This window comes from Kosakonia sp. S42 (assembly GCF_016624785.1).
In the GTDB taxonomy this organism is placed as follows: domain Bacteria; phylum Pseudomonadota; class Gammaproteobacteria; order Enterobacterales; family Enterobacteriaceae; genus Kosakonia; species Kosakonia cowanii.
Window position 1 is genome coordinate 47076 of sequence record NZ_JACVTW010000011.1, and the last position, 26398, is coordinate 73473.

Here is a 26398-nt window from a genome sequence, read left to right on the forward strand (position 1 = left end):
AGATTTTTCTCAGGCTGGAGCCCTTCTCATGCACATTGATATTGCCTGGCAGGACGTCGATACCGTTCTGCTGGACATGGACGGCACGCTACTCGATCTCGCCTTCGATAACTATTTCTGGCAACAGCTGGTGCCGCAAACCTACGGTGAGAAAGCGGGTTTAACGCCGCAAGAGGCACAAAGCGCTATTAGCCAGGCCTATCACGACGTGCAGCATACGCTAAACTGGTACTGTCTGGACTACTGGAGCGAACGGCTTGGGCTGGATATTTGCGCCATGACTACCCAGCAAGGGGCGCGCGCCGTACTGCGTGAAGATACGGTTCCGTTTCTTGAAGCGTTGAAAGAAAGCGGCAAGCGCCGCATTTTGCTGACTAACGCGCACCCGCATAACCTGGCGGTTAAGCTTGAACACACGGGTCTGGCGGCGCACCTTGATTTATTACTTTCCACCCATACATTTGGTTATCCGAAAGAGGATCAGCGCTTGTGGCAGGCTGTCGCCAGTCATACCGGCCTTGATCCCGCGCGGACGCTGTTCATTGATGACAGCGAGCCGATTCTCGATGCCGCCGCGACATTTGGTATTCGCTACTGTCTCGGCGTCGCCAATCCAGACTCCGGGTTGGCGGATAAGCGCTATTTGCGCCATCCGGCCATGAACGACTACCGCCGCTTACTTCCCTCGCTTCTAAAGGAGATGTAATGAAACAGCAGCCTGCGCAAGAGGTCCGCCTGGATAAATGGCTCTGGGCAGCGCGTTTTTATAAAACCCGCGCCTTTGCCCGCGAGATGATCGACGGCGGAAAGGTGCACTACAACGGGCAACGCAGCAAGCCGAGTAAAATCGTTGAGCTGAACGCTACCCTGACCCTGCGTCAGGGCAATGATGAGCGAACCGTGATCGTAAAAAGGATTACCGATCAGCGCCGTCCGGCAAGCGAAGCCGTTGAACTGTATGAAGAGACGGCAGAGAGCATTGAGAAGCGCGAAAAAATGGCGCAGGCCCGCAAGCTCAATGCGCTGACCATGCCGCACCCCGATCGCCGCCCGGATAAGAAGGAGCGCCGCGATCTGATGAAATTTAAATCCGGTGGCAGCGAGTAACGCGCACCCGCAAGAGAGAAAAACATGGCCAATCAAGACCAATTACACCGCTACCTTTTTGAAAACTATGCCGTGCGTGGCGAGCTGGTAACCGTCTCCAATACCTGGAAAGAGGTGCTGGAAAACCACAACTATCCCCTGCCGGTGAAAAACCTGCTCGGCGAGTTGCTGGTCGCCACCAGCCTGCTGACCGCAACGCTGAAGTTTGCCGGTGATATTACCGTGCAGGTGCAGGGCGATGGCCCGATGAGCCTTGCGGTGATCAACGGCAACAACCGTCAGCAGATGCGCGGCGTCGCACGCGTACAGGGCGAGATTGCAGATGATGCAAGCCTGAAAACGCTGGTGGGTAACGGTTATCTGGTGATTACCATTACGCCGGAAGAGGGCGAGCGCTATCAGGGTGTGGTGGGCCTCGAAGGCGAAACGCTGGCCGAATGCCTGGAAGATTACTTCCAGCGCTCTGAACAGCTGCCGACGCGCTTGTTCATTCGCACCGGTGATGTCGAAGGCCAACCAGCGGCAGGCGGTATGCTGCTGCAGGTGCTGCCAGCGCAGGATACCCAGGCGGAAGACTTTGAGCACCTGGCCGTGCTGACGGAAACCCTCAAAGCGGAAGAGCTCTTTACCCTGCCGGCGAATGAAGTGCTGTGGCGTCTCTATCATGAAGAAGAGGTCACCCTGTACGATCCGCAGGACGTTGAGTTCAAATGCACCTGCTCGCGCGAGCGTTGCGCTGGCGCGCTGAAAACCCTGCCGGATGAAGAAGTGGACAGCATCCTCGCCGAAGAGGGCGAAATCGATATGCACTGCGATTATTGTGGTAACCACTACCTCTTCAATGCGATGGATATTGCAGAGATCCGCAATAACGCCTCCCCTGCTGACCCCCAGGTTCATTGATAGCAGTTATTAATCGCCGCCTCCGGGCGGCGTTTTTGTCTCCCGGATCACGATTCCGTTAAAATCCTGCCTGTAAGTGTTACGTAATTCTCTTTCATGAAAGCGATTACAGTCACAAAGCAAAGGTTAAAAATGCCGTCCCGCGCCGTTTTAAGAACATTTCCCCGATGAATGTAATAAATTTTGGCATAATCCGTGCCGTTAAGTGACCTCAATCACAGCGTTTTCGTCAGACTGGGCTTTGAGCCAGGTAAATCTATGAACCTCGTCCCGGTTGCGGCAAAGAATCACCCCTACACTTTCAGGCAGTACATTTTGGCTAAGGAGCAGTGACATGCGTGTTAAGAGTTTAACCCCGCAAGATCTCAAGGCTTATGGAATCAACGATGTTCAGGATGTCGTTTACAACCCCGATTACGAAACGCTGTATCAAGAGGAACTTCGTCCGGACCTGGAAGGGTATGAGCGCGGCGTATTGACCACCTCCGGCGCGGTTGCCGTCGATACCGGCATCTTTACCGGCCGCTCGCCGAAGGATAAGTACATTGTTCGCGATGACACCACGCGCGACACCGTCTGGTGGTCTGATAAAGGCAAAGGCAAGAACGACAACAAACCGCTCTCGCCACAAGTGTGGCAGCATCTGAAAGGCCTCGTCACCGAACAGCTCTCCGGCAAGCGTCTCTTTATTGTCGATGCCTTCTGCGGCGCCAACCCGGACACCCGCCTCGCGGTGCGCTTTATTACGGAAGTGGCCTGGCAGGCGCATTTCGTCAAAAACATGTTTATTCGCCCGAGCGACGAAGAGCTGGCAGAGTTCACGCCAGACTTTATCGTGATGAACGGCGCGAAGTGCACCAACCCGCAGTGGAAAGAGCAGGGCCTCAACTCAGAGAACTTTGTTGCCTTCAACCTGAGCGAACGTATCCAGCTGATTGGCGGGACGTGGTACGGCGGTGAGATGAAGAAAGGGATGTTCTCAATCATGAACTACCTGCTGCCGCTGCAGGGCATTGCCTCGATGCACTGCTCGGCAAACGTTGGCGAGAAAGGCGATGTTGCCGTCTTCTTTGGCCTCTCCGGCACCGGTAAAACTACCCTCTCTACCGATCCGAAGCGCCGTCTGATTGGCGATGATGAGCACGGCTGGGACGACGACGGCGTCTTCAACTTTGAAGGCGGCTGCTACGCGAAAACCATCCGTCTCTCTGAAGAGGCGGAGCCCGATATTTTCCATGCTATTCGCCGCGATGCGCTGCTGGAAAACGTCAGCGTGCGCGCCGATGGCAGCATCGACTTTGACGATGCGTCGAAAACCGAGAACACCCGCGTCTCCTACCCGATTTACCATATCCAGAATATTGTTAAACCGGTCTCGAAAGCAGGTCACGCCACTAAAGTGATCTTCCTGACGGCGGATGCGTTTGGTGTGCTGCCGCCGGTATCGCGCCTGACCGCCAGCCAGACGCAGTATCACTTCCTCTCCGGCTTTACCGCGAAGCTGGCCGGCACCGAGCGCGGTGTCACCGAGCCGACGCCGACCTTCTCCGCCTGCTTTGGCGCAGCCTTCCTGTCGCTGCACCCGACGCAGTATGCGGAAGTGCTGGTAAAACGCATGCAGGCCTCCGGGGCGCAGGCCTACCTGGTGAATACCGGCTGGAACGGCACCGGCAAACGCATCTCCATTAAGGATACGCGTGCGATCATCGACGCCATTCTTAATGGTTCGCTGGACGATGCCGAAACTTTTACCCTGCCGATGTTTGACCTGGCGATCCCGACCTCGCTGCCGGGCGTTGAGAGCCGTATTCTCGATCCACGCGGAACCTACGCGTCGCCAGAGCAGTGGCAGGAGAAAGCCACACAGCTGGCGAAACTCTTTATTGAGAACTTCGAGAAGTATACCGATACCCCTGCGGGTGCCGCGCTGGTCAGCGCCGGGCCGAAACTGTAATCCGCTTACGCAAGAGAGACAAAACCCGCCGAAAGGCGGGTTTTTTTATGGCAATGAATCGGTTAGCGCAGCATCCACCACTCGCGCGAACAGGCGGCTTTGCCTTCCGGACACGCTTTGCAGCTGCCGGTCAGGCAACCACTCGCCTCCTCTTCAACACGTACCGCGCGCCCCATGGCTTCCAGCCGTGCCAACATGGCGTCAATCAACGCTTTGGGCGTGTGCAGGGCGAGGCTGAGCTGGCTTGCCTCCATCCGCCCCTGCAACGCCAGCAAATCGCGTACCTCAATAAGCGATGCCATTACGCTTCTCCTTAATGACAGTCGCTTGCCGGGCTGTCGCAGCAGCTGGCCACCGTTCTGCGCGTAGCCAGCAGATTCACATTCACGCGGCTGCGCGCTCGGCGCAACACGCCAATCACCAGCACGTTAAACACCACTACCGCCAGGATGCAGGTCAGGCTGTAGAGCGGATGCTGATGGAAGGTGACGGTTTGATAAAAGAGCGTGGAGAGCGAGTAGGCAATATTCAGCCCCCACAGCACCGAGAAGCCCATCCAGCCGCGGCTTGCTTCGCGGGCAATCGCGCCCATCGCCGTAATGCATGGCACGTAGAGCAGGACAAAAATCAGGTAGCTGTAGGCCGCAGCCGCGCTGCCGAATTTCTGGCTCATCACCCCCATGGTGCCGGTCGCCATTTCGCCGTCGCCCTTGCTGGCTTCGATCGGGTTAGCAAGCACGCTCAGGCTGAAGGTCTCTTTGATGGAATTGCCGGTCTCTTCCAGCGCGGCGATCAGTTCATCACTCAGGCTGAACGTCGCCGGATTAAAGGCCTCCTGCTCAATATTTTCCGCGGTGTAGAGCGTGTTGAGCGTGCCGACCACCACCTCTTTTGCCATCGCGCCGGTAACCAGCCCGACAGTTGCCTGCCAGTGATCGCCCTGTACGCCAATCGGCTCTAACAGCGGGGTAAAGACGCGGCTGATGGAGGCCAGCGCCGAGTCGTTGATGTTGTGCACCGTGCGGCCATTCAGCGAGAAGCTGTTCATCGCGCTGAGGAAAATGCTGACGATGATGATCACTTTCCCGGCGCGAATAACAAAACCTTTCAGCCGCTGCCAGGTTTGCAGCAGCAGGCTTTTCAGATGCGGAACATGGTAGACCGGCAGCTCCATCACAAACGGCGACGCTTCACCGCGCAGCAGCGTGTATTTCAGCATCAGCCCGGTAAGGATTGCCATCACCACGCCCAGCAGATAGAGCGAGAAGACCGCCACCGCACCCTGCTGGCCGAAAAAGGCGGCGGCAAAGACAGCAAAAATCGCCAGCCGCGCGCCACAGGACATAAACGGCGCCATCATGATGGTAATCAGCCGTTCACGCGGCGCATCAAGCGTACGCGCGCCCATTACCGACGGCACGTTACAACCGAAGCCGACAATCAGCGGTACAAAGGATTTGCCCGGCAGACCGAGCGACTGCATCAGGCGGTCCATCACAAACGCGGCGCGCGCCATATAACCGGAGTCCTCAAGAAAGGACATAAACAGGTACATCATCCCCAGTTGCGGCACCAGTGGCAGCACAGTATTTACACCGCCGCCCAGCCCCTGCGCGAGAAAGACCGTCAGCCACTCCGGGAAGTGCAGCGTGTAGCCGAGCCACTGAATGCCGTGGATAAAGATCGCCACGGAGCCGGCATCAAAAATGGGTGAGAACGCCCCGCCAATATTGATGGCGAAGAGGAACATCAGGTACATGACAAACAGGAAGATCGGTAAGCCGAGAAAGCGGTTGAGAATGATGCGGTCAACGGCGGCGGTGAAACGGCTTGGCTCGGCGGTCAGCGTATTGCTGACGGTATCGCAAATCGCGGCGATGGCCTGGTAACGCGCATCGGCGATATGCAGCGCCGGATCGTCCATCTCCGCCTGCAAACGCGAAAGCGCGGCGTTAAGCTGGCTGTCGGAAATATCGGCATTGGCGCGGCTATAGATATCTCCTTCCAGCATTTGCAGCCCCATCCAGCGGCGCTGCTGCCAGGGAAGCGCGTCGTGCATCTGCCCGGCCAGCGTATCCGCCTCGCGCGCCAGCGGCAGCGCGTAGTGCACCAGTTCGACATTGTCATTAGCACGGTGGCGATCGATGGCGAGTTTCAGCGCTTCAATACCGCGCCCGCGCGTAGAGACCAGCGGGATCACCGGGCAGCCAAGGCGGCTGGCCAGCGCATCGATATCAATGCGTAGCTTCTGCTTTTCGGCGATATCCAGCATGTTGAGGGCAATAATGCACGGCACGCCAAGCTCCAGCAGCTGCAACGTCAGGTAGAGGTTACGCTCAAGGTTGGAGGCATCCAGTACGTTTATCAGCAGATCGGCATCGCCGTTCAGAATGTAGTGGCAGGCAATCTGCTCATCGAGAGAAGTTTGCGCGGAGATGGTGGTTAGCGAGTAAGTGCCGGGCAGATCAACCAGCGTGACCTGGTGGTCGGTAGTGGTAAAAAGCCCCTCTTTGCGTTCAACGGTGACCCCGGCCCAGTTGCCGACGCGCTGGCGCGCACCGGTTAACTGATTGAATAACGTTGTCTTGCCTGAATTGGGGTTGCCAATTAAGCCAATGGTCATTTTTTTCATTTTATTTCGCACCCCGCGAAAACGTTGCGATTAACGTGAAACCACTTCTAATTTGAGAAAGGCGAGATCTTTTTTTCTTAACACTAAATTAACGCGGCGCGTTTCGATATGCACCGGATCGCCCAGAGGGGCAACGCGAACAACATTAAAAGAGGAGCCGGGCAACATGCCGAGGGATAAAAGTTTCTGCCGCCATGCCGGGCTTATTTCTGGCGAGAAACCGAGAATTTTCCACGCGCTATCAGGAGAGAATTGCATAGAGCCTACTTATCTTTTCTACGAGTCAATATCACTCATGCGTCGTTGAGACGTACCGTTGGTCATCAAAGAGAGAAGGAGTGAACCTATGGCTGCGATGATAATGAGAATGGTTTCTATCAGCAATCCAAAGCGTGCGCTTCCGGCGGGGATAATTAAAAAGTTACGCTCTTTTTGATGTAGAACAATATTTGCCACCTCGGAATTTTCGGGAACTAATAGTGGCAAGAGAGTCAGAATAATAAGAATAAATTTATATTTGGCAGCCAGGTTTAATAACACATCGAAATATAATAAATGACGTCAATATTAGCTCAACACCTAACGGCGCACGGAATAGCTCAAATTCCATCACTATTTTGTACAGAGAAAAATAAAACCCTAAGCGCAACGGGAAAAATAAGCAGCGGGCGAGAAAAAGCCCTCTTCAGGTGAAGAGGGCTTTTCTATTAGCGTTTCTTACCCATCGCCGCTGCCAGCGCATCCATCATTGCGCTGTTGCCAGCAGGCTGCGTCTCGCGACCGCGCGGTGCTTTCGCCGGACGGGCGGCGTTGCGGTTGCCGTTATCACGGTCATTACCGTTGCCACCGCGGCGCGGCGCGCTTTCACCCGGCTGCTCATTGAGACGCATAGTCAGCGCGATACGTTTGCGTGGCAGATCCACTTCCAGCACTTTCACCTTCACGATATCGCCCGCTTTCACCACCGTATGCGGATCTTCAACGAACTTATCCGCCAGCGAAGAGATATGCACCAGCCCATCCTGGTGGACGCCGATATCAACAAACGCGCCGAAGTTGGTGACGTTTGTCACCGCCCCTTCCAGCACCATGCCCGGCTGGAGATCGTTGAGGGTCTCAACGCCTTCCGCAAAGGTCGCGGTTTTAAACTCCGGGCGCGGATCGCGGCCCGGCTTCTCCAGCTCTTTGATGATGTCGGTCACCGTCGGCACGCCGAACTGCTCATCGGTAAACTCGGACGCCTTCAGCTTGCGCAGCTCGCTGCTGTTGCCCATCAGATCGCGCAGAGATTGCTCAGTCGCTGCCAGAATGCGCTCCACCACCGGGTAGGTTTCCGGGTGAACGGTAGAGGCATCAAGTGGGTTATCGCCGTGGTTGATACGCAAAAAGCCCGCACACTGCTCAAAGGCTTTCGGCCCAAGGCGGCTCACTTTTAACAGCTGCTGGCGGTTCTGGAACTGACCGTTTTCATCGCGCCAGGCGACAATATTCTGCGCCATCATGCGGGTTAACCCGGCCACGCGCGTCAGCAGCGGCACGGAGGCGGTATTGAGATCGACACCGACGGCGTTTACGCAATCTTCCACCACCGCATCGAGTTTACGCGCCAGCTGGCTCTGGCTGACGTCATGCTGATACTGGCCGACGCCGATAGATTTCGGGTCGATCTTCACCAGCTCAGCCAGCGGATCCTGTAAGCGACGGGCAATCGATACTGCGCCGCGCAGGGAGACGTCCAGATCCGGGAACTCCAGCGCCGCCAGCTCAGAGGCGGAGTAAACCGACGCCCCCGCTTCGCTGACAATCACCTTCTGCGCCGTCACTTTCGGGAACTGTTTCTGCACATCAAGGAAGAAGCGCTCGGTTTCACGCGAGGCGGTGCCGTTACCAATCGCCACCAGCTCAACGTTATGCTTTTCGCACAGCGCCGCCACGGCCACCGCCGCTTTTGCCGCCTGCCCGGTGTGTGGGTAGATGGTGTCGGTAGCGACCAGTTTGCCGGTGCCATCGACCACCGCCACTTTCACGCCGGTACGTAAACCGGGATCGAGACCCATCGTAGCGCGCAGGCCAGCTGGCGCGGCCATCAGCAGATCGTGCAGGTTGCGGGCGAAGACGTTGATCGCCTCATCTTCCGCACGCTCACGCACGGTGCCCATCAGCTCTGTCTCCAGATGCATCAGCACTTTGATGCGCCAGGTCCAGCTCACCACGCCTTTACGCCAGCTATCCGCCGGAGCGTTATTCAGGCGCAGGCCAAGGTGATCGATAATGATTTGTTCGCCGTGGCTCTCTTTTGGCGGCTCATCGAACTGCGGATCGGCGTTCAGCGAAAGTTGCAGGATGCCTTCGTTACGCCCACGGAACATCGCCAGCGCACGGTGAGAAGGGACAGTGGAGAGCGGTTCATGATGATCGAAATAGTCGCGGAACTTGGCACCCTCCTCCTCTTTCCCGGCGACAACCGTCGAGACGAGATGGGCGTTCTTCCACAAGTAGTTACGCACTTTCGCCAGCAGCGCGGCATCTTCCGCGAAGCGCTCCATCAGGATATAACGCGCGCCGTCGAGGGCCGCTTTGCTGTCGGCAACGCCTTTGTCGGCGTCCACGAAGGTCGCTGCAAGAGTATCAGGATCCTGCGACGGATCGTTCCACAGCGAATCGGCCAGCGGCTCAAGACCGGCTTCAATCGCGATCTGCCCGCGCGTGCGGCGTTTCGGTTTGTAGGGAAGATAGAGATCTTCGAGTTCAGTTTTGCTCAGGGTGCCGTTAATCGCCTGCGCCAGTTCATCGCTCAGTTTGTTCTGCTCGCCGATCGATTTCAGGATCGCCTGGCGGCGCTCTTCCAGCTCGCGCAGGTAGCCAAGACGGGTTTCAAGTTGACGCAGCTGCGTGTCGTCCAGACCGCCGGTCACCTCTTTACGGTAACGCGCGATAAACGGGACAGTGTTGCCTTCATCAAGCAGGCGAACGGCGGATTCCACCTGTTCGGTTCGTGCCTTAAGTTCACCCGCAATAATGCGGCAGAGCGAATCATTCATCATGTCTTTCATCATCTTCTGAACAAAAAATCAGGGGACAGTTATACGGACTGACACAGCAAAATGCCAGCCATCGGCGGGCGCTCTCAGACTCATCCGGGCACTTATTTGACGTAGACAATCTCGTTGACGTACCAGGTCGCTTCACCACCCGGTGTCTGCACCACCGCCACGTCGCCGACCTCTTTCTTCAGCAGCGCGCGGGCCATCGGCGAATCGATGGAGATGTAATCTTTGCGGCCGAAAATTTCGTCGTAGCCGACGATGCGAAAACGCAGAGTGTCGCCATCGTCGTTTTCAATCTCCACCCAGGCACCAAAAAAGACCTTTCCTTCCTGTTGCGGCGAATAATCGACGATTTTTAAATTTTCGAGGCATTTTGTCAGGTAGCGCACGCGACGATCGATTTCGCGCAGGCGCTTTTTGTTGTATTGATAATCAGCGTTTTCGCTGCGGTCGCCGAGGCTTGCCGCCCAGGTGACCTTTTTTGTCACTTCCGGGCGCTCCTGACGCCAGAGAAAATCGAGTTCCTGCTTCAGTTTGTCGTAACCTTCACGGGTAATCAGGGGCGTTTTCATTGATGGGCCTTATTAATGTCTTCGCTGCACTTTACAAACGGAACGCGGTAAGGTGCGGATTAATCATGCTTTATGTGATGCAATATGCATATAAGCTGCTGTTAAATATGCTTTGTAACAATTTCGACTAGAATGTATACCAGATTTCGCTGGTCGTTAACGCGCACTTTTTTAGAATACGGAAACATTATTGTCGGAACCTTTGGGAGTAAAAACAATGCAAGAGAATTATAAGATTCTGGTCGTGGATGACGATATGCGTCTGCGCGCATTGCTCGAGCGTTACCTTACTGAGCAGGGCTTCCAGGTTCGTAGCGTGGCTAACGCGGAACAAATGGATCGTTTGTTAACCCGCGAATCCTTCCATCTGATGGTGCTGGATCTGATGCTGCCGGGCGAAGATGGTCTCTCTATCTGCCGCCGTCTGCGCAGCCAGAGCAACCCGATGCCGATCATTATGGTGACGGCAAAAGGCGAAGAGGTTGACCGCATTGTCGGGCTGGAGATCGGTGCCGACGACTATATTCCCAAACCCTTCAACCCGCGTGAGCTGCTGGCGCGTATCCGTGCGGTGCTGCGTCGCCAGGCCAATGAGCTGCCGGGCGCCCCCTCTCAGGAAGAAGCAGTTATCGCCTTTGGTAAGTTCAAACTAAACCTCGGCACCCGTGAAATGTTCCGCGAAGATGAGCCGATGCCGCTAACCAGCGGTGAGTTTGCGGTGCTGAAAGCGCTGGTCAGCCACCCGCGCGAGCCGCTGTCGCGTGATAAGCTGATGAACCTGGCGCGTGGTCGTGAATACTCAGCGATGGAGCGCTCCATCGATGTGCAGATCTCCCGCCTGCGCCGCATGGTGGAAGAGGATCCGGCGCATCCGCGTTATATTCAGACCGTCTGGGGCCTGGGCTACGTATTTGTGCCGGACGGCGCTAAAGCATGATGCGAGTGCGTTTCTCGCCGCGAAGTTCCTTTGCCCGCACGCTGCTGCTCATCGTCACTTTGCTGTTCGTCAGCCTGGTGACGACGTACCTGGTGGTACTGAATTTCGCCATTTTGCCAAGCCTTCAGCAGTTCAATAAGGTTCTCGCTTACGAAGTTCGTATGCTGATGACCGATAAACTGCAACTGGAGGATGGCACGCAGCTGGTGGTGCCCCCGGCATTTCGCCGCGAGATCTATCGCGAATTAGGCATTTCTCTCTACTCCAACGAGGCGGCGGAAGATGCCGGCCTGCGTTGGGCGCAGCACTATGAGTTTCTGAGCCAGCAGATGGCGCAGCAGCTCGGCGGCCCGACTGAAGTACGCGTTGAGGTGAACAAAAGCTCGCCGGTGGTGTGGCTGAAAACCTGGCTGTCGCCCAATATTTGGGTGCGCGTACCGCTCACGGAAATTCATCAGGGCGATTTCTCCCCGCTCTTTCGCTATACGCTGGCGATTATGCTGTTGGCTATCGGCGGCGCGTGGCTCTTTATCCGTATTCAGAACCGACCCCTTGTTGACCTTGAACATGCCGCCCTGAAAGTGGGGAAAGGGCAGATCCCGCCGCCGCTGCGGGAGTATGGCGCATCGGAGGTGCGCTCGGTGACCCGCGCCTTTAACCAGATGGCAGCGGGCGTCAAGCAGCTGGCGGATGACCGCACGCTGCTGATGGCAGGGGTCAGCCACGATTTGCGCACGCCGCTAACGCGTATTCGTCTGGCGACTGAGATGATGGGTGAAGAGGATGGCTATCTGGCTGAATCCATCAACAAAGATATCGAAGAGTGCAACGCGATTATCGAGCAGTTTATCGACTATCTGCGCACCGGCCAGGAGATGCCGATGGAAGCGGCGGATCTTAACGCCGTGCTCGGGGAAGTGATTGCGGCGGAAAGTGGCTACGAACGTGAAATCGACACCGGTCTGCAAGAAGGTGAAATCATCGTGCGCATGCATCCGCTCTCGATTAAACGCGCGGTCGCCAATATGGTGGTCAACGCAGCGCGCTACGGCAATGGCTGGATCAAAGTCAGCAGCGGCACGGAGCTGAACCGCGCCTGGTTCCAGGTGGAAGATGATGGTCCGGGCATACAGCCTGAGCAGCGCGAGCACCTTTTCCAGCCGTTTGTGCGCGGCGACAGCGCCCGCAGCACCAGCGGCACCGGTTTAGGCCTGGCGATTGTGCAGCGTATTGTTGATAACCATAACGGGCTGCTGGAGCTAGGCACCAGCGAGCGCGGCGGGCTCTGCATTCGCGCCTGGCTGCCGATCCCGGTCGTTCGCCAGAACGGACAGCTCAAAGAGGTGTAAACCTGTAGCGCTTTGCCCGGCAGGCAAAGCGCTTTTCCCCTTCTATAACTTCGCTTTCAACGCCAGTAACGCGTCGCAAAAGGCTTGAGGGTGCGAAACAAACGGTGCATGCGCCGCTTTCGGGAAGATAATCGACTCGCTTGCGGGCCACATCTCATCGAGCAGCGGCACAATCTTACGCGGCACCAGCCCATCAAGATGACCATACAGACGCAAAAAAGGCAGCGACAGGTTTTGTAATTCCTCGCGCAGATCGACCGTCTTCAAAATCTCCAGCCCGCCGTTCAGCACCTCTGTCGACGGCATATCCAGCGATAAGACGGCGCTTTTCAGCAGGCGCGCATCCTGACGCGCGGTGTCGCTGCCCATGGTTTGCAGCGCCAGAAAACGCTCAACAGTGCGCTGAAAATCCTCGCTAAGCTGATGCTGAAAACCGGCCAGCACTTCAGGCTTAATCCCCGGCCACGCGTCACGCGCGCTGAAACAGGGCGAGGAGGCGACGGTGACCAGCGCGCTCACCCGTTCCGGTGCCTGTAGCGCAACCTGGCTTGCCACCAGCCCGCCGAGGCTCCAGCCGAGCCATATCGCCTTTTCCGGCGCCTGCGCTAAAACGCACTGCGCCATCTGCGCCAGGGTCTGCGCGCCAAAACCGCGGCTGCGGCCATACCCCGGAAGATCGACCAGGTGCAGCGTAAAATGCGAACTGAGTTCCGCCGTAATGCAATCCCATACTTGTGCATTCAGTCCCCAGCCGTGCAGCAGCACAAGATGCGCATCTCCTTCGCCTTTGGTTTGCCACCAGATGTCACTCATCAGATATCGTTCTCTTCTTTCACACAAGGAGGTGCCACATGCTAACAGTGCCGGGATTGTGCTGGCTATGCCTGATGCCATTAATGCTCAGCCACTGGGGCATCTGCTCGCGCTGTACGCGAAGCCTGCAACGACGCGAAAAAGTTTGCCCTTTGTGCGGTTTACCCGCCGCCTGCGAACGGCTTCCCTGCGGGCGCTGTTTACACCGTGCGCCGCCCTGGCAGCGGCTGATTGCCGTTAGCCGCTATGCGCCGCCGCTCAGCCTGCTGGTGCATCAGTTTAAATTCCATCCGCGCCCGGAGATGGCCCCCGCGCTGGCGCGCCTGCTGCTGCTGACGGTACACAGTGCGCGGCGCATCAATGCTCTGCCGCCGCCGGATATGCTGGTGAGCGTGCCGCTGCACGGCCGTCGCCAGTGGCGAAGAGGGTTCAATCAGAGCGATCTGCTGTGCAGAAGCCTTTCGCGCTGGCTGCGCTGCCCTTACCCGCGCGCGGCGCTCAGGCGGCGGCGAGCGACGCCGGTTCAGCATCAGTTAGCGGCACGGCTACGTAAAAGGAACGTGAAAAATGCCTTCCGTCTTGAATTGCCGGTGGCGGGTCTCCATATCGTTGTTGTGGATGATGTCGTCACCACAGGCAGCACGGTCGCAGAGATCAGCCAGCTGCTTTTACGCAGCGGCGCAGCCACTGTTCAGGTCTGGTGCCTGTGTCGAACCTTGTAGACCCTCGATGATGGGCGTATTATAACCGAGTAAAATAGTCAACTATTAGGCCATTGCTATGATCCGTATTTCCGACGCTGCCCAAGCGCACTTTGTCAAACTGCTGGCGAATCAGGAAGAAGGGACACAAATCCGCGTATTTGTGATCAACCCAGGCACGCCAAATGCAGAGTGTGGTGTCTCTTACTGTCCGCCGGATGCGGTCGAAGCCACCGATACCGCGCTGAAATTTGAACAACTGGTTGCCTATGTCGATGAGCTGAGCGCGCCGTATCTGGAAGATGCGGAAATCGATTTTGTCACCGACCAGTTGGGTTCTCAGCTGACGCTGAAAGCTCCGAACGCCAAAATGCGTAAAGTCTCCGACGACGCCCCGCTGATGGAGCGCGTGGAGTATTTACTGCAATCGCAGATCAACCCGCAGCTCGCAGGCCATGGCGGTCGCGTTACGCTGATGGAGATCACCGATGAAGGCTACGCCATTCTGCAGTTTGGCGGCGGCTGTAACGGATGTTCCATGGTTGACGTAACCCTGAAAGAAGGCATCGAGAAGCAGCTGCTGAACGAGTTCCCGGAACTCGCCGGCGTGCGCGACCTCACCGAGCACCAGCGCGGCGAGCACTCCTACTACTAAGCCTGTCTGCGCTTTAAGTATATTGCCCGGTGGCGCTTCGCTTACCGGGCCTACTCCTTTATGTAAGCCCTGACGGGTTAACCTCTATCCGGTAAGCTGCTCCACCTATTCCCGTAGGCCGGATAAGGCGCAGCCGCCATCCGGCAATCAAACTGCGCCATACCATGAGCCTTTTCCTCCGACCCCGTAGGCCGGATAAGGCACAGCCGCCATCCGGCAATCAAACCGCTTCAACCCACAAGACTGCTCCCCCGCCCCGTAGGCCGGATAAGGCGCAGCCGCCATCCGGCAAATACCCCCCGCTTTTGCTCAGCTGTTAGTATGACGAAGCTCTCACTTCTTACATTTTGATCCGCCGGGTGATTCTCTTTATCGGGATGTTACCCGTATCATCCCGACCGGCACCGACAAGATAAAAAACATCCGACTACAATTTTCAGCAATGGATGTAAGCCGAAACGGTGCCGCAGCGCGATTTCACCTTTTGAAAGCGGCTGCCCGAAAACACTGACGTTACCCATAACAAATTAAAGGCCAGGTAAATCATGCCATTAGTCATCGTTGCTATCGGTGTTGCTCTCCTACTGTTACTCATGATCCGTTTCAAAATGAACGGATTTATCGCTCTGATCCTCGTCGCGCTTGCCGTGGGGATGATGCAGGGCATGCCGCTGGATGCGGTGATTAAATCGATCAAAGCCGGTGTTGGCGGAACGCTGGGCAGTCTTGCGCTGATCATGGGCTTCGGTGCCATGCTGGGTAAGCTGCTGGCGGACTGCGGCGGCGCGCAGCGCATTGCCACCACGCTGATTGAAAAGTTTGGTCGCAAACATATCCAGTGGGCGATCGTATTAACCGGTTTTACCGTCGGTTTCGCCCTGTTCTACGAAGTAGGTTTTGTACTGCTGCTGCCGCTGGTCTTTACCGTTGCGGCTTCCGCGCGCATTCCCCTGCTCTATGTCGGCGTGCCGATGGCCGCAGCGCTCTCCGTGACGCATGGCTTCCTGCCGCCGCACCCGGGCCCAACCGCTATCGCCACCATTTTCCATGCTGATATGGGTAAAACCCTGCTCTACGGCACGCTGCTCGGCATTCCGACAGTGATCCTCGCCGGCCCGGTTTACGCTCGTTTCCTGAAAAATATCGATAAACCGATCCCGGAAGGGCTCTACAACTCAAAAACCTTTAGCGAAGAAGAGATGCCGGGCTTTGGCGTCAGCGTCTGGACATCGCTGGTGCCGGTGATCCTGATGGCGCTGCGCGCCGTGGCGGAGATGGTGTTGCCAAAAGGCCACGCGCTGCTGCCCTACGCTGAGTTCTTCGGCGATCCGGTGATGGCGACAATGATTGCGGTGCTGATTGCGGTCTTCACCTTTGACCTCAATCGCGGCCGTTCGATGGACGATATCAACGACACGCTGACCAGCTCGATCAAAATCATCGCCATGATGCTGCTGATCATCGGCGGCGGCGGCGCGTTTAAGCAGGTGCTGGTCGACAGCGGCGTGGATAAGTACATCGCCTCAATGATGCATGCCACCAACCTCTCTCCGCTGTTTATGGCCTGGTCGATTGCCGCTGTGCTGCGTATTGCGCTCGGCTCCGCGACCGTTGCAGCGATTACTGCAGGTGGTATTGCGGCACCGCTGATCGCCACAACCGGCGTCAGCCCGGAGCTGATGGTGATTGCCGTTGGCTCAGGGAGCGTGATCTTCTCTCACGTTAACGATCCGGGTTTCTGGCTGTTTAAGGAGTATTTCAACCTGACCATCGGCGAAACCATGCGTTCGTGGTCCGCGCTGGAAACCATTATTTCAGTATGTGGCCTGGTGGGCTGCTTGCTGTTGGGAATGGTGGTCTGAGGCAGGAACTGCCGGATGGCGCTTCGCTTATCCGGCCTACAGGTTCGGGGTTACTGAAACGGCGTAGGCCGGATAAGGCGTAGCCGCCATCCGGCAACATGCCCGGCGCGTCACGCGACCGGGCATTTTTATTACCGTTTTCCGGCGGCCTTACGGCGACGATCGAGATCCTTAATCAGCCTGTTCACCGTCTCATCGGCAAACATCTCCTCCAGCGAAACCGCAAGCTTACGCCGCCAGTTTTGATACTGATCGCTGGTGCCGGGCACGTTAACCGGCGATGCCATATCCAGCCAATCCTCCGGTTGCAGCCCCAGCAGAGCGCTGTTGCTGTCCGCAATATAGCGCTGCAAACCGCGGTTAAGGATCGACGACATCGGCATGCGTAACGCCTTTTTCCCCGCGCGCTGCGGCAAGCAGCCATGCTGATGCAGCGCCGTCAGCAGCCCCTGTTTGGCCTGCTCACGATCGTCATATAAACCGCTCAGCAGCTCCTCATCCGGATAGAGGCCCAACGTTTTGCCAAGGGTTAAATCGCCGCTCTCCCAGTAGCCGCGCAGAGTCGGCAGATCGTGGGTGGTGGCAACCGCCATCGACTGCGCCGGCCACGCTTCGGGAGCATGGAACACCTTATTGTCATTTTCGAAATAGAGCACTTTGTAGGAGTAAACGCCGCTGCGCCGTAGCTTGCCGACGATCTCCTGCGGAACAGTACCGAGATCTTCGCCAATCACCATGCACTGATGACGGTGACTCTCAAGGGCGAGGATCGCCAGCAGATCGTCAACCGGATAGTGAACATAGGCCCCCTGATCCGCCGTTTCGCCATAGGGGATCCACCACAGGCGCAGCATTGACATCACATGATCGATACGCAACGCGCCGCAATTTTTCATATTCGCACGCAGCAGATCGACAAACGGCGCATAGCCGCGCGTCTGCATGACGTGCGGATCCATCGGCGGTAAGCCCCAGTTTTGCCCCAGCGGCCCGAGAATATCCGGCGGTGCGCCAACGGAAGCTTTCAGGCAGTAAAGCTCACGATCGCACCAGGTCTCTGCGCCGCCTTCCGCCACGCCAACCGCCAGGTCGCGATAGAGGCCAATCGGCATCTGGTAGCCCTGGCTGGTTTGCCAGCACTCAGCGAACTGGGTAAACGCCAGCCACTGCAGCCAGAGGTAGAAATTGACCTCATCGGCATGCTGCTGGCAAAAGGCTTTAACTTCCGGGCTGTCGATGGATTGATAGCCCTGCGGCCAGGCTGGCCAGCCCCAGCGAAGCGGATCTTCCTGCACCTGGAACGCGTGCAGCGCATCGAACGCCGCCTGCCAGTAGAGGCTGTCCCCCTCCTGCTCTACGAACGCGCGGAAGGCGGCGAACTGCTCATCCTCCTCGCCGCGCTGGCTGAAGCCTTGCCACGCCATGCGCAGTGCCGTCAGCTTGAGCGCAGTGACCGCCGAATAGTCGACCCACTCGCTCTCGCGGGCAGCGCGCAGCGCCTTCTGGGTGGCGGCTTTTTTCCACCACGCCTGCGCCGCTTTGCTCTGGGCAAAATCCTCTACTGCGTTAACGTCGATATAGATAATGTTCAGCCAGCGGCGAGAAGACGGGCTATAAGGGCTGGCGCTCTCCGGGTAAGCGGGATAGAGCGCATGAATCGGGTTGAGCCCGATAAACGCGCCGCCGCGCTCGCCGACGCCTGTGAGCATCTGTTTCAGATCGCCGAAATCGCCGATCCCCCAGTTGTTTTCGGAGCGCAGCGTGTAGAGCTGCACGCAGGCACCCCACAATTTTTTACCGTCACGCAGCGCCTGCGGCTCATAACAGCGGGCGGGCGCGATAATCACCCGGCACGCCCACTGCTGCTTTTTCTGCGTTAGCGTCAGAGCGTGGTAGCCCAGCGCCAGGCCGCCTGGCAGCGGCAGATCGTCACCGCCGCTTACCTCGCCCTGATAGGTTTTGCCCGCTTCGGTCGTCAGCTGCCACTGGTATTGCCCCTTGCCGGAGACCACCAGCCGCTTCTTTTTACCGTGGATAAACACCTGTACCGCTGGCACAGGCGCAGCATTTACCGTCGCCGGGACAGGGTGCATCGCATCCAGTAACCGCTGTTTGGTCTGCGCACTGATGGACTGCGGTTTACCGTGCGCATTGATGTAATTTGGGCTGATTCCTGCCGTCAGCGCGGCCTGTTCCAGACGTTTACTCTGCATTGCGCTTCCTTAACGTTTTGCCTGCCAGATGCGGGTCTGGTAATCGCGGATCGAGCGGTCAGAGCTAAACATGCCGCAGCGCGCGGTGTTGAGGATCGCCGCATGCGTCCAGGCCTCCTGGTCGCGATAGAGCACATCAACCTGCTTTTGCGCCTCGACATAGGCGGCGAAATCCGCCATCACCAGGTAGGGATCGCCGCCCTGTTTGCCGATGCTGTGCAGCATTTGGTCGAAGGCGTGCTTATCGCCGCCGCTATATTTCCCGCTCTCCAGCTCTTTCAGCACCGCATCCAGCAGCTTATCTTTTTTACGCCACTTGACCGGGTCGTAACCTTTCGCTTTTAACGCCTTCACCTGCTCAACGGTGTGACCGAAGATAAAGATATTCTCTTCGCCCACCTGCTCAGCAATTTCAACGTTAGCGCCATCCAGTGTGCCGACCGTTAATGCGCCGTTGAGCGCCAGCTTCATGTTGCCGGTACCGGAAGCCTCTTTGCCCGCGGTTGAGATCTGCTCGGAGACATCCGCCGCCGGGATCAGTTTTTCCGCCGCCGAGACGCAATAATCCGGCAGGAATACCACTTTCAGCTGGTCGCCAATCGACGCATCGTTGTTAATTACGTCTGCCACTTTGTTGATAGCGTAGATGATATTCTTCGCCAGGTAGTAACCCGGCGCCGCTTTTGCACCAAACAGGAAGACGCGCGGTACGCGGTTCGCCTGCGGGTTTTCGCGGATCTCCTTATAGAGCGCAATGATATGCAGCAGGCCAAGGTGTTGGCGTTTGTACTCATGCAAGCGTTTGATCTGGATATCGAAAATAGCTTCAGGGTTGATCACAATACCGGTGCGCGCTTTAACAAATTCCGCCAGCCGCACTTTGTTTTGCCGCTTAATGTCGCGATAGTGCTGGCGAAACGCCGCATCGTCGGCGTACTTCTCAAGATTGATTAATTGATCGAGATCGTTGGCCCACTCTTTTTTCAGCGTCTTATCAAGCAGCGCGGCCAGCAGCGGGTTGCACTGTTTGATCCAGCGGCGCGGCGTAATGCCGTTGGTGACGTTATGGAATTTGCCCGGCCACAGCTGGTGGTATTCCGGGAAGAGATCTTTCACCACCAGATCCGAGTGCAGCGCCGCCACGCCGTTAACGGCAAAGCCGCCGACCACGCAAAGGTTGGCCATGCGCACCTGTTTGTCATGCACCACTGACAGTTTTGCCCACACCGCTTTATTGCCCGGCCAGGTCTGCTCAACCTGCGCTTTAAAGCGCTCATTGATGAGTTTGATGATCTGCATATGGCGCGGCAGCAGCGCTTTCACCAGCGACTCATCCCAGCGCTCCAGCGCTTCCGGCATCAGCGTATGGTTGGTGTAAGCAAAGGTACGGCTGGTGATCGCCCAGGCGTCATCCCAGCTCAGCTGATGCTCATCAAGCAGCACGCGCAGCAGTTCAGGAATGGCGATGGTTGGGTGGGTATCATTCAACTGGATCACTTCGTAATCCGGCAGTTGCGCCAGCTTGCGTCCGGCCAGGTGATGACGACGCAGAATATCTGCTACCGAGCAGGCGCACTGGAAATATTGCTGCATCAGACGCAGCTTCTTACCGGCCTGATGGTTGTCATTCGGGTAGAGCACTTTAGTGAGCTTTTCAGCGTCGATACCCGTCTGCTCCGCGCGCAGGAAGTCGCCGTCATTGAATTTGGTGAGGTTAAACGGATGCGCGTGAGTTGCCTGCCACAGACGTAGCGGCTGGGTAATGCCGTTGCGGTAGCCAATCACCGGCAGATCCCAGGCTTCGCCCACGAGGGTAAAGGCCGGTTGCCACTGCCCCTCTTTACTCACTTTGCCGCCAATGTTGACCTGCACATCCAGCTGTTCGTTATGGCGGAACCATGGGTAGCTGCGGCGGTGCCAGTCGTCCGGCGCTTCATGTTGCTGGCCGTCGACAAAGGACTGGCGAAACAGCCCGTACTGGTAGTTGAGGCCATACCCGGTGGCGGGCTGACCAACGGTCGCCATTGAGTCGAGGAAACAGGCCGCCAGACGCCCCAAGCCGCCGTTACCGAGCGCCGGATCGATCTCCTCTTCCAGCAGATCGGTCAACTGGATATCGTGCGCCTGTAATACGTCGCCGACCGCCTCATACCAGCCGAGGTTAAGCAGGTTGTTGCCCGTCAGGCGACCGATCAAAAACTCCATCGAGATGTAGTTAACGTGGCGCTGCTCCTTCGCCGCTTTTGGCGCAGGCTGCGCCGCCAACAGTTCCGCCAGCGCGCCGCTCACGGCATGCCACCACTGGCGAGTTGTCATTTCCGTTGCAGAGTGAACCCCAAAACGCTGCCACTGGCGCGTCAGGGCCGCTTCAAATTGCGCTTTATCAAACGTTGGCTTTGTCATAAAAATCCGGGTCCTGTGTGAAGATAATCGACATTAGCGCTAGTGTGCAGATCTACGGGAATCACTTCCTCATCCTGGCGGGGATTAGACAGGGAGGAGTAGCGGGGATGAGCGAAAAAATGTGATCGCCGCCACCTAAAATTTTTATCGCACGGTGAGCCGATAATGAAATGCCGTTTCGGCAATAAATTGTTTTACGCGCGCAGAGAACGCGGCGAAATAATATTTTATGCGCGGCGAGGTTACCGTTTCGCTAATTGCACGTTGCTTTTAGGCGACCCATTAATATGGCCTATTTTTCTGCGGAAAATTTGCCCGTTTTTACGCCGCCGCCCGCCCTGCCTGGGCTGAATTTATTCGGCACATAAATAGAACTGTGACATAGTGCAAATTCACAATCGTCAGATCCGGACATAACTTGCAATATTTCCTCATCTGTTCGAACGTATTGAGATTAATTACGAAGCACAAAAAAAATCGCATCTCAGTTCTCCCTCACAGTGAAGTGATAACTATGTTGATTCCGTCCAAATTAAGTCGCCCGGTTCGACTCGACCATACGGTGGTGCGCGAACGTCTGCTGGCGAAACTTTCCGGCGCCAACAATTATCGGCTTGCGCTGGTAACCAGCCCTGCGGGCTACGGCAAGACTACCCTCGTTTCGCAATGGGCGGCGGGGAAAAGCGATGTCGGCTGGTTCTCGCTCGATGAGGGAGATAATCAGCAGGAGCGCTTCGCCAGCTACTTTATCGCCGCAGTGCAGCAAGCGACCGGCGGGCATTGCGCCAGCAGCGAAGTGATGGCGCAAAAACGCCAGTACGCCAGCCTGCCTTCACTCTTCTCACAGCTGTTTGTTGAACTGACCGAATGGCAGCGCCCGCTCTACCTGGTGATTGATGATTACCATCTGATTACCAACCCGGTGATCCACGATGCGATGCGTTTCTTCCTGCGCCATCAGCCGGAAAACCTGACCCTGATTGTGCTCTCGCGTAACCTGCCGCAGCTGGGGATTGCCAACCTGCGCGTGCGCGAACAGCTGCTCGAAGTGGGCAGCCAACAGCTGGCCTTCACTCACCAGGAGGCGAAGCAGTTTTTTGACTGCCGCCTGAATGCGCCGATCGAAGCGGCTGAGAGCAGCCGGCTTTGTGATGATGTTGCCGGCTGGGCCACGGCGCTCCAGCTGATCGCCCTCTCCGCCCGGCAAAACCACAGCGCACCGCATCACTCCGCGCGCCGCCTCGCGGGCATTAACGCCAGCCATCTCTCCGATTATCTGGTTGATGAGGTGCTGGATAATGTCGATCCCGCCACCCGCCAGTTCCTGCTTAAAAGCGCTCTGCTGCGCTCGATGAACGATGCGCTGATTGTGCGCGTCACCGGCGAAGAGAACGGGCAGATGCGGCTGGAGGAGATTGAGCGTCAGGGGCTTTTTTTACAGCGCATGGATGACTCCGGCGAGTGGTTTAGCTACCACCCGCTGTTCGGCAGTTTCCTGCGCCAGCGCTGCCAGTGGGAGCTGGCGACGGAGCTATCTAATATTCACCGCGCGGCAGCCGAGAGCTGGATGGCGCAAGGCTTCCCGAGCGAAGCGATCCACCACGCGCTGGCAGCGGGCGACGGCGTGATGCTGCGCGATATCCTGCTCAATCACGCGTGGGGTCTGTTTAACCACAGCGAGCTGAGCCTGCTGGAGGAGTCGCTGAAAGCCCTGCCGTGGGAGAGCCTGCTGGAGAACCCGCGGCTGGTGCTGCTGCAGGCGTGGCTGATGCAAAGCCAGCACCGTTATAGCGAAGTAAACACCCTGCTGGCGCGCGCCGAGCAGGAGATGACGACCCAGATGGATGCCTCGCTGCACGGCGATTTCAACGCCCTGCGCGCCCAAGTGGCGATTAACGATGGCGATCCGGTGGAAGCAGAACGGCTGGCGATGGTGGCGCTCGACGAACTGCCGCTGGCTAACTACTACAGCCGGATTGTCGCCACGTCGGTACATGGCGAAGTGCTGCACTGCAAAGGCGAGCTGGCCAATTCGCTGGCGGTGATGCAGCAAACCGAGCAGATGGCGCGCCGTCACGATGTCTGGCATTACGCGCTGTGGAGCCTGATCCAGCAGAGTGAAATCCTCTTTGCGCAGGGCTTTTTGCAGGCCGCGTGGGAGATGCAGGAGAAAGCTTTCACGCTTATCCGCGAGCAGCATCTTGAACAGCTGCCGATGCATGAATTTTTACTCCGCATTCGCGCCCAGCTTTTGTGGGCGTGGGCGCGGCTCGACGAAGCGGAAGCCGCCGCACGTCAGGGGATGGAGGTGCTCTCTGCGCTGCAACCGCAGCAGCAGTTGCAGTGCCTGGCGCTGATTGTGCAGGTCTCGCTGGCGCGTGGCGATCTGGATAACGCCCGCAGCCATCTGCACCGGCTGGAGAACCTGCTCGGCAACGGTCAGTATCACAGCGACTGGGTGTCGAACGCCGATAAAGTGCGAATGATCTACTGGCAAATGACCGGCGATAAAAACGCCGCCGCGCAGTGGCTGCGCCAGACGCCAAAACCAGCCTTTGCCAATAACCACTTCCTGCAGAGCCAGTGGCGCAACATTGCCCGTGCGCAGATCCTGCTGGGGGATTTTGACCCGGCGGAGATGGTGCTTGAGGAGTTAAACGAAAACGCGCGCAGCCTGCGCCTGATGAGCGATATCAACCGCAACCTGCTGCTGCTCAACCAGCTTTACTGGCACGCCGGGCGCAAAAACGATGCCCAGCGCGTGCTGCTTGAAGCGTTGCAACTCGCCAACCGCACCGGGTTTATCAGCCACTTTGTGATTGAGGGTGAACCGATGGCGCAACAGCTGCGCCAGCTCATTCAGCTCAACACGCTGCCGGAGCTGGATCAGCACCGCGCCCAGCGCATTCTGCGCGAAATTAATCAGCATCACCGGCATAAGTTCGCCCACTTTGATGAGAGCTTTGTCGAGCGCTTACTGACGCACCCGGAAGTGCCGGAGCTGATCCGCACCAGCCCGCTGACGCAGCGCGAGTGGCAGGTGCTGGGGCTTATCTATTCGGGGTACAGCAATGAGCAGATCGCCGGCGAGCTGGCTGTCGCCGCGACGACCATCAAAACCCATATCCGCAACCTCTATCAGAAGCTGGGCGTCGCCCACCGTCAGGATGCGGTGCAGCACGCCCAGCGGCTGCTGAAAATTATGGGTTATGGGGTTTAACGGCTAGCAAAGTTCCAGCTGCACATTGTTGTGGCTGATCACCTGCATCACGCCTGCGGGCGGCATCACATCGGTGTAGACCGCATCGACAAGGCTGATGCTGCCCATATTGACCATCGCATTGCGGCCAAACTTCGAGTGATCCACCACCAGCATCACATGGCGCGAGTTCTCAATGATCGCGCGCTTGGTGCGCACTTCATGGTAGTCAAACTCCAGCAGCGAGCCGTCTGCATCGATGCCGCTGATACCCAGGATGCCGAAATCGAGGCGGAACTGGGAGATAAAATCGAGAGTCGCTTCGCCGACAATACCGCCGTCGCGGCTGCGCAGTTCGCCGCCCGCCAGAATGACGCGGAAATCCGACTTCTTCATTAAGGTATTAGCGACGTTAAGGTTGTTGGTGACCACCCGCAGTTCGCTGTGGTCGAGCAGCGCATGGGCGACCGCTTCTGGCGTGGTGCCGATATCGATAAACAGCGTCGCGCCATTGGGGATCTGCTCGGCAACGCGGCGGGCAATACGCTCTTTTTCCGCCGCCAGCGTCGTTTTCCGGTCGTGCCACGAGGTGTTTTCAGAGCTGGAAGGCAGCGCCGCACCGCCGTGGTGACGCAAGATTTTGTTCTGATCGGCCAGATCGTTCAGATCGCGGCGAATGGTCTGCGGACTGACGGAGAACTGTTCGACCAGCTCTTCGGTGCTGACATATCCCTGTTGTTTAACCAGCTCGATAATCGCGTCGTGACGCTGTGTCTGTTTCATCATGTGTCCCTGGATAATTATGTTCGTTTTCGCACATTCTGCGAGTCCACCAGCGCCATCGCCAGGCCAATAACAATCCCTGCCGTATGCGCGCCGCTGGCAATGGCGAAGCCGGTTAAGCCGAACCATTCCGCCACCATCAGTAACACCGTAAAGATAAACAGGCCGTTCGGCAGCGCTACCTTCGGTTGCGGGTCGCGTATGCCGCGCAGCCAGACATAACCGATCAGCGCATAGACCACGCCGGAGAGACCGCCGAACCAGGGGCCGGTAAGCTGGTGCTGCACAAAACCGCTCAATAGCGCGCTAATCAGCGTGATGACTACCAGCTTGCCGCTGCCGAGCCGCTTCTCCACCGCGCCGCCAAGATACCACCACCAGAAGAGGTTAAAGAGGATGTGCAGCAGCGAAAAGTGCATGATCGCGTGGGTGAAGTAGCGCCAGGCTTCAAAGCGCAGGCTCTCATCCCACGGCCAGGCGAGCCACGCCATCACCACTTCATCGCCCATCACGTTCATCAGCAGGAAGACGATAACGCAGAGCACGGAGATAGCGATGGTTAGCGGTCCGCCGCGCTCGCGCAGGGCGGCTGAAAGAGGGAAACGGCGGTAGTGCAAACCGCTATCGGTCTGGCCAGATTGCCAGCTTGCCGCCAGATAGCGCGGATCGGCGGGGTTTTCCAGAAAGCGCGCCAGCTCGCTGCGCACGCGTTCGGCCTGGCTTTCGTCCGCCAGCCAGATGTCGGTCTGCTCATGGTGCTGGATCGTCAGGATAACGCCCTGAGTCTGCATATAGTCGACAAACGCCTGGGCGACGCGGGGGTTAGCAAAAGAGGTAATCATCAACATGACGGGCGTCGCTTAGTCCATACAAAGAGAGACAGTATAGCGGAGAGTCGCGCTTCGCCTAAAGCGTGCCGTGCTCGACTTCTGCCGGGAAGTGGCGATGCCACGCATCGAAACCACCATCGACGCTGTAGACCTCTTCAAAGCCCTGCTGCAACAGATACTGCGCGGCACCTTTACTGCTGTTGCCGTGATAGCACATCACCATCACCGGCGTGTCGAAATCGTTGTCGCGCATAAACGCGCCCAGCGTGTCGTTGGTGAGGTGAAACGCGCCCGGCGTATGGCCCATCGCGAAACTCTGCGGATCGCGGATATCGACCAGCACGGCCTGCTGCTGCTGCAATTTCTGGTGGGTCTCTTCGACATTAATACATTCAAACTGATCCATGGCGTTCTCTTTATTGACACGAATTATGGCTA

At 57.4% G+C, this 26398-nt stretch carries 21 protein-coding genes; 10 read left to right on the forward strand and 11 right to left on the reverse strand.

All coding sequences use genetic code 11. The features are described 5' to 3' along the window. Positions 1–28: 28 nt before the first annotated feature. The 4 genes from yrfG (at position 29) to pckA (ending at position 3964) form a co-directional block, all read left to right on the forward strand. Positions 29–706, forward strand: coding sequence for a GMP/IMP nucleotidase (gene yrfG / locus IAE50_RS14295; RefSeq protein ID WP_200135373.1), 678 nt, complete (start codon positions 29–31; stop codon positions 704–706). After that, complete coding sequence (hslR, locus tag IAE50_RS14300) at positions 706–1107, forward strand: ribosome-associated heat shock protein Hsp15 (RefSeq protein WP_023481974.1); 402 nt, start codon at positions 706–708, stop codon at positions 1105–1107. Before yrfG ends, hslR begins: the two co-directional genes overlap by 1 nt. A 24-nt stretch (positions 1108–1131) precedes the next feature. Further along, entirely contained in the window at positions 1132–2010 is an 879-nt protein-coding gene (hslO, locus tag IAE50_RS14305; protein WP_200135372.1) for an Hsp33 family molecular chaperone HslO, read from the forward strand. 334 nt (positions 2011–2344) lie between these two features. After that, entirely contained in the window at positions 2345–3964 is a 1620-nt protein-coding gene (pckA, locus tag IAE50_RS14310; RefSeq protein ID WP_200580531.1) for a phosphoenolpyruvate carboxykinase (ATP), read from the forward strand. A 62-nt stretch (positions 3965–4026) separates the two neighbouring features. Here the strand turns inward: pckA and feoC are convergent, their stop codons facing one another. The 5 genes from feoC to greB all read right to left on the reverse strand — a co-directional run bounded on the left by feoC (position 4027) and on the right by greB (position 10215). Continuing rightward, positions 4027–4266 carry a [Fe-S]-dependent transcriptional repressor FeoC gene (feoC, locus tag IAE50_RS14315; RefSeq protein WP_042717405.1) on the reverse strand — a complete coding sequence of 80 codons (240 nt, stop codon included), beginning with the start codon at positions 4264–4266 and terminating at the stop codon, positions 4027–4029. An 11-nt stretch (positions 4267–4277) separates the two neighbouring features. Next, complete coding sequence (feoB, locus tag IAE50_RS14320) at positions 4278–6596, reverse strand: Fe(2+) transporter permease subunit FeoB (protein WP_200580532.1); 2319 nt, start codon at positions 6594–6596, stop codon at positions 4278–4280. A gap of 30 nt (positions 6597–6626) precedes the next feature. Beyond that, a complete protein-coding gene (feoA, locus tag IAE50_RS14325) occupies positions 6627–6854 on the reverse strand; it encodes a ferrous iron transporter A (protein WP_023482091.1) in 228 nt (75 codons plus the stop codon). A 449-nt stretch (positions 6855–7303) separates the two neighbouring features. Next, positions 7304–9640 carry a Tex family protein gene (locus IAE50_RS14330; RefSeq protein WP_200580577.1) on the reverse strand — a complete coding sequence of 779 codons (2337 nt, stop codon included), beginning with the start codon at positions 9638–9640 and terminating at the stop codon, positions 7304–7306. Positions 9641–9741: 101 nt separating this feature from the next. Beyond that, complete coding sequence (gene greB / locus IAE50_RS14335) at positions 9742–10215, reverse strand: transcription elongation factor GreB (RefSeq protein ID WP_023482054.1); 474 nt, start codon at positions 10213–10215, stop codon at positions 9742–9744. Positions 10216–10432: 217 nt separating this feature from the next. Between greB and ompR the strand changes: the two genes are divergently transcribed. After that, the gene (gene ompR, locus IAE50_RS14340; RefSeq protein WP_006177890.1) at positions 10433–11152 is read left to right on the forward strand and encodes a two-component system response regulator OmpR; all 720 of its coding nucleotides are present in this window, start codon (positions 10433–10435) and stop codon (positions 11150–11152) included. Next, positions 11149–12501, forward strand: coding sequence for a two-component system sensor histidine kinase EnvZ (gene envZ / locus IAE50_RS14345; RefSeq protein ID WP_054802631.1), 1353 nt, complete (start codon positions 11149–11151; stop codon positions 12499–12501). Before ompR ends, envZ begins: the two co-directional genes overlap by 4 nt. A gap of 42 nt (positions 12502–12543) precedes the next feature. Here envZ and bioH read toward each other — a convergent pair whose 3' ends face one another. Beyond that, positions 12544–13314, reverse strand: a complete 771-nt coding sequence (gene bioH / locus IAE50_RS14350) for a pimeloyl-ACP methyl ester esterase BioH (protein WP_200135369.1) — start codon at positions 13312–13314, stop codon at positions 12544–12546. A 38-nt stretch (positions 13315–13352) separates the two neighbouring features. Here bioH and gntX point away from each other — a divergent pair, with 38 nt between their 5' ends. From gntX to gntT, 3 genes are all read left to right on the forward strand, one after another. Further along, the gene (gene gntX / locus IAE50_RS14355; protein ID WP_200580533.1) at positions 13353–14036 is read left to right on the forward strand and encodes a DNA utilization protein GntX; all 684 of its coding nucleotides are present in this window, start codon (positions 13353–13355) and stop codon (positions 14034–14036) included. Positions 14037–14094: 58 nt separating this feature from the next. Further along, entirely contained in the window at positions 14095–14670 is a 576-nt protein-coding gene (gene nfuA / locus IAE50_RS14360) for a Fe-S biogenesis protein NfuA (protein WP_023481993.1), read from the forward strand. A 545-nt stretch (positions 14671–15215) separates the two neighbouring features. Beyond that, positions 15216–16532 carry a gluconate transporter gene (gene gntT / locus IAE50_RS14365; RefSeq protein ID WP_200580534.1) on the forward strand — a complete coding sequence of 439 codons (1317 nt, stop codon included), beginning with the start codon at positions 15216–15218 and terminating at the stop codon, positions 16530–16532. A gap of 131 nt (positions 16533–16663) precedes the next feature. Here gntT and malQ read toward each other — a convergent pair whose 3' ends face one another. Together malQ and malP are read right to left on the reverse strand one after the other, a co-directional pair. Next, complete coding sequence (gene malQ / locus IAE50_RS14370; RefSeq protein ID WP_200580535.1) at positions 16664–18745, reverse strand: 4-alpha-glucanotransferase; 2082 nt, start codon at positions 18743–18745, stop codon at positions 16664–16666. A gap of 9 nt (positions 18746–18754) precedes the next feature. Next, positions 18755–21148, reverse strand: a complete 2394-nt coding sequence (gene malP / locus IAE50_RS14375; protein WP_200580536.1) for a maltodextrin phosphorylase — start codon at positions 21146–21148, stop codon at positions 18755–18757. A gap of 514 nt (positions 21149–21662) precedes the next feature. Between malP and malT the strand changes: the two genes are divergently transcribed. After that, positions 21663–24368, forward strand: a complete 2706-nt coding sequence (malT, locus tag IAE50_RS14380; RefSeq protein ID WP_200580537.1) for an HTH-type transcriptional regulator MalT — start codon at positions 21663–21665, stop codon at positions 24366–24368. Between the two features lie 3 nt (positions 24369–24371). On the opposite strand, the gene IAE50_RS14385 is transcribed toward malT, so the two are convergent. Genes IAE50_RS14385 through glpE form a run of 3 tightly spaced genes read right to left on the reverse strand, consistent with a single transcriptional unit; the run spans position 24372 to position 26366 of the window. After that, the gene (locus IAE50_RS14385; RefSeq protein ID WP_023482097.1) at positions 24372–25130 is read right to left on the reverse strand and encodes a DeoR/GlpR family transcriptional regulator; all 759 of its coding nucleotides are present in this window, start codon (positions 25128–25130) and stop codon (positions 24372–24374) included. A 17-nt stretch (positions 25131–25147) separates the two neighbouring features. Next, positions 25148–25978 carry a rhomboid family intramembrane serine protease GlpG gene (gene glpG / locus IAE50_RS14390; RefSeq protein WP_200580538.1) on the reverse strand — a complete coding sequence of 277 codons (831 nt, stop codon included), beginning with the start codon at positions 25976–25978 and terminating at the stop codon, positions 25148–25150. 58 nt (positions 25979–26036) lie between these two features. After that, a complete protein-coding gene (gene glpE, locus IAE50_RS14395) occupies positions 26037–26366 on the reverse strand; it encodes a thiosulfate sulfurtransferase GlpE (protein ID WP_023482002.1) in 330 nt (109 codons plus the stop codon). Positions 26367–26398: the final 32 nt, after the last annotated feature.

What these genes read in the sequence shown, in the direction of transcription:
- nfuA (WP_023481993.1), top strand. Translation starts at nt 14,095, where the DNA reads ATGATCCGTATTTCCGACGCTGCCCAAGCGCACTTTGTCAAACTGCTG.
- glpG (WP_200580538.1), bottom strand. Translation starts at nt 25,978, where the DNA reads ATGTTGATGATTACCTCTTTTGCTAACCCCCGCGTCGCCCAGGCGTTT.
- IAE50_RS14385 (WP_023482097.1), bottom strand. Translation starts at nt 25,130, where the DNA reads ATGAAACAGACACAGCGTCACGACGCGATTATCGAGCTGGTTAAACAA.
- gntT (WP_200580534.1), top strand. Translation starts at nt 15,216, where the DNA reads ATGCCATTAGTCATCGTTGCTATCGGTGTTGCTCTCCTACTGTTACTC.
- feoC (WP_042717405.1), bottom strand. Translation starts at nt 4,266, where the DNA reads ATGGCATCGCTTATTGAGGTACGCGATTTGCTGGCGTTGCAGGGGCGG.
- bioH (WP_200135369.1), bottom strand. Translation starts at nt 13,314, where the DNA reads ATGAGTGACATCTGGTGGCAAACCAAAGGCGAAGGAGATGCGCATCTT.
- feoB (WP_200580532.1), bottom strand. Translation starts at nt 6,596, where the DNA reads ATGAAAAAAATGACCATTGGCTTAATTGGCAACCCCAATTCAGGCAAG.
- envZ (WP_054802631.1), top strand. Translation starts at nt 11,149, where the DNA reads ATGATGCGAGTGCGTTTCTCGCCGCGAAGTTCCTTTGCCCGCACGCTG.
- malQ (WP_200580535.1), bottom strand. Translation starts at nt 18,745, where the DNA reads ATGCAGAGTAAACGTCTGGAACAGGCCGCGCTGACGGCAGGAATCAGC.
- yrfG (WP_200135373.1), top strand. Translation starts at nt 29, where the DNA reads ATGCACATTGATATTGCCTGGCAGGACGTCGATACCGTTCTGCTGGAC.
- feoA (WP_023482091.1), bottom strand. Translation starts at nt 6,854, where the DNA reads ATGCAATTCTCTCCTGATAGCGCGTGGAAAATTCTCGGTTTCTCGCCA.
- hslO (WP_200135372.1), top strand. Translation starts at nt 1,132, where the DNA reads ATGGCCAATCAAGACCAATTACACCGCTACCTTTTTGAAAACTATGCC.
- malP (WP_200580536.1), bottom strand. Translation starts at nt 21,148, where the DNA reads ATGACAAAGCCAACGTTTGATAAAGCGCAATTTGAAGCGGCCCTGACG.
- pckA (WP_200580531.1), top strand. Translation starts at nt 2,345, where the DNA reads ATGCGTGTTAAGAGTTTAACCCCGCAAGATCTCAAGGCTTATGGAATC.
- ompR (WP_006177890.1), top strand. Translation starts at nt 10,433, where the DNA reads ATGCAAGAGAATTATAAGATTCTGGTCGTGGATGACGATATGCGTCTG.
- IAE50_RS14330 (WP_200580577.1), bottom strand. Translation starts at nt 9,640, where the DNA reads ATGATGAATGATTCGCTCTGCCGCATTATTGCGGGTGAACTTAAGGCA.
- greB (WP_023482054.1), bottom strand. Translation starts at nt 10,215, where the DNA reads ATGAAAACGCCCCTGATTACCCGTGAAGGTTACGACAAACTGAAGCAG.
- gntX (WP_200580533.1), top strand. Translation starts at nt 13,353, where the DNA reads ATGCTAACAGTGCCGGGATTGTGCTGGCTATGCCTGATGCCATTAATG.
- malT (WP_200580537.1), top strand. Translation starts at nt 21,663, where the DNA reads ATGTTGATTCCGTCCAAATTAAGTCGCCCGGTTCGACTCGACCATACG.
- hslR (WP_023481974.1), top strand. Translation starts at nt 706, where the DNA reads ATGAAACAGCAGCCTGCGCAAGAGGTCCGCCTGGATAAATGGCTCTGG.
- glpE (WP_023482002.1), bottom strand. Translation starts at nt 26,366, where the DNA reads ATGGATCAGTTTGAATGTATTAATGTCGAAGAGACCCACCAGAAATTG.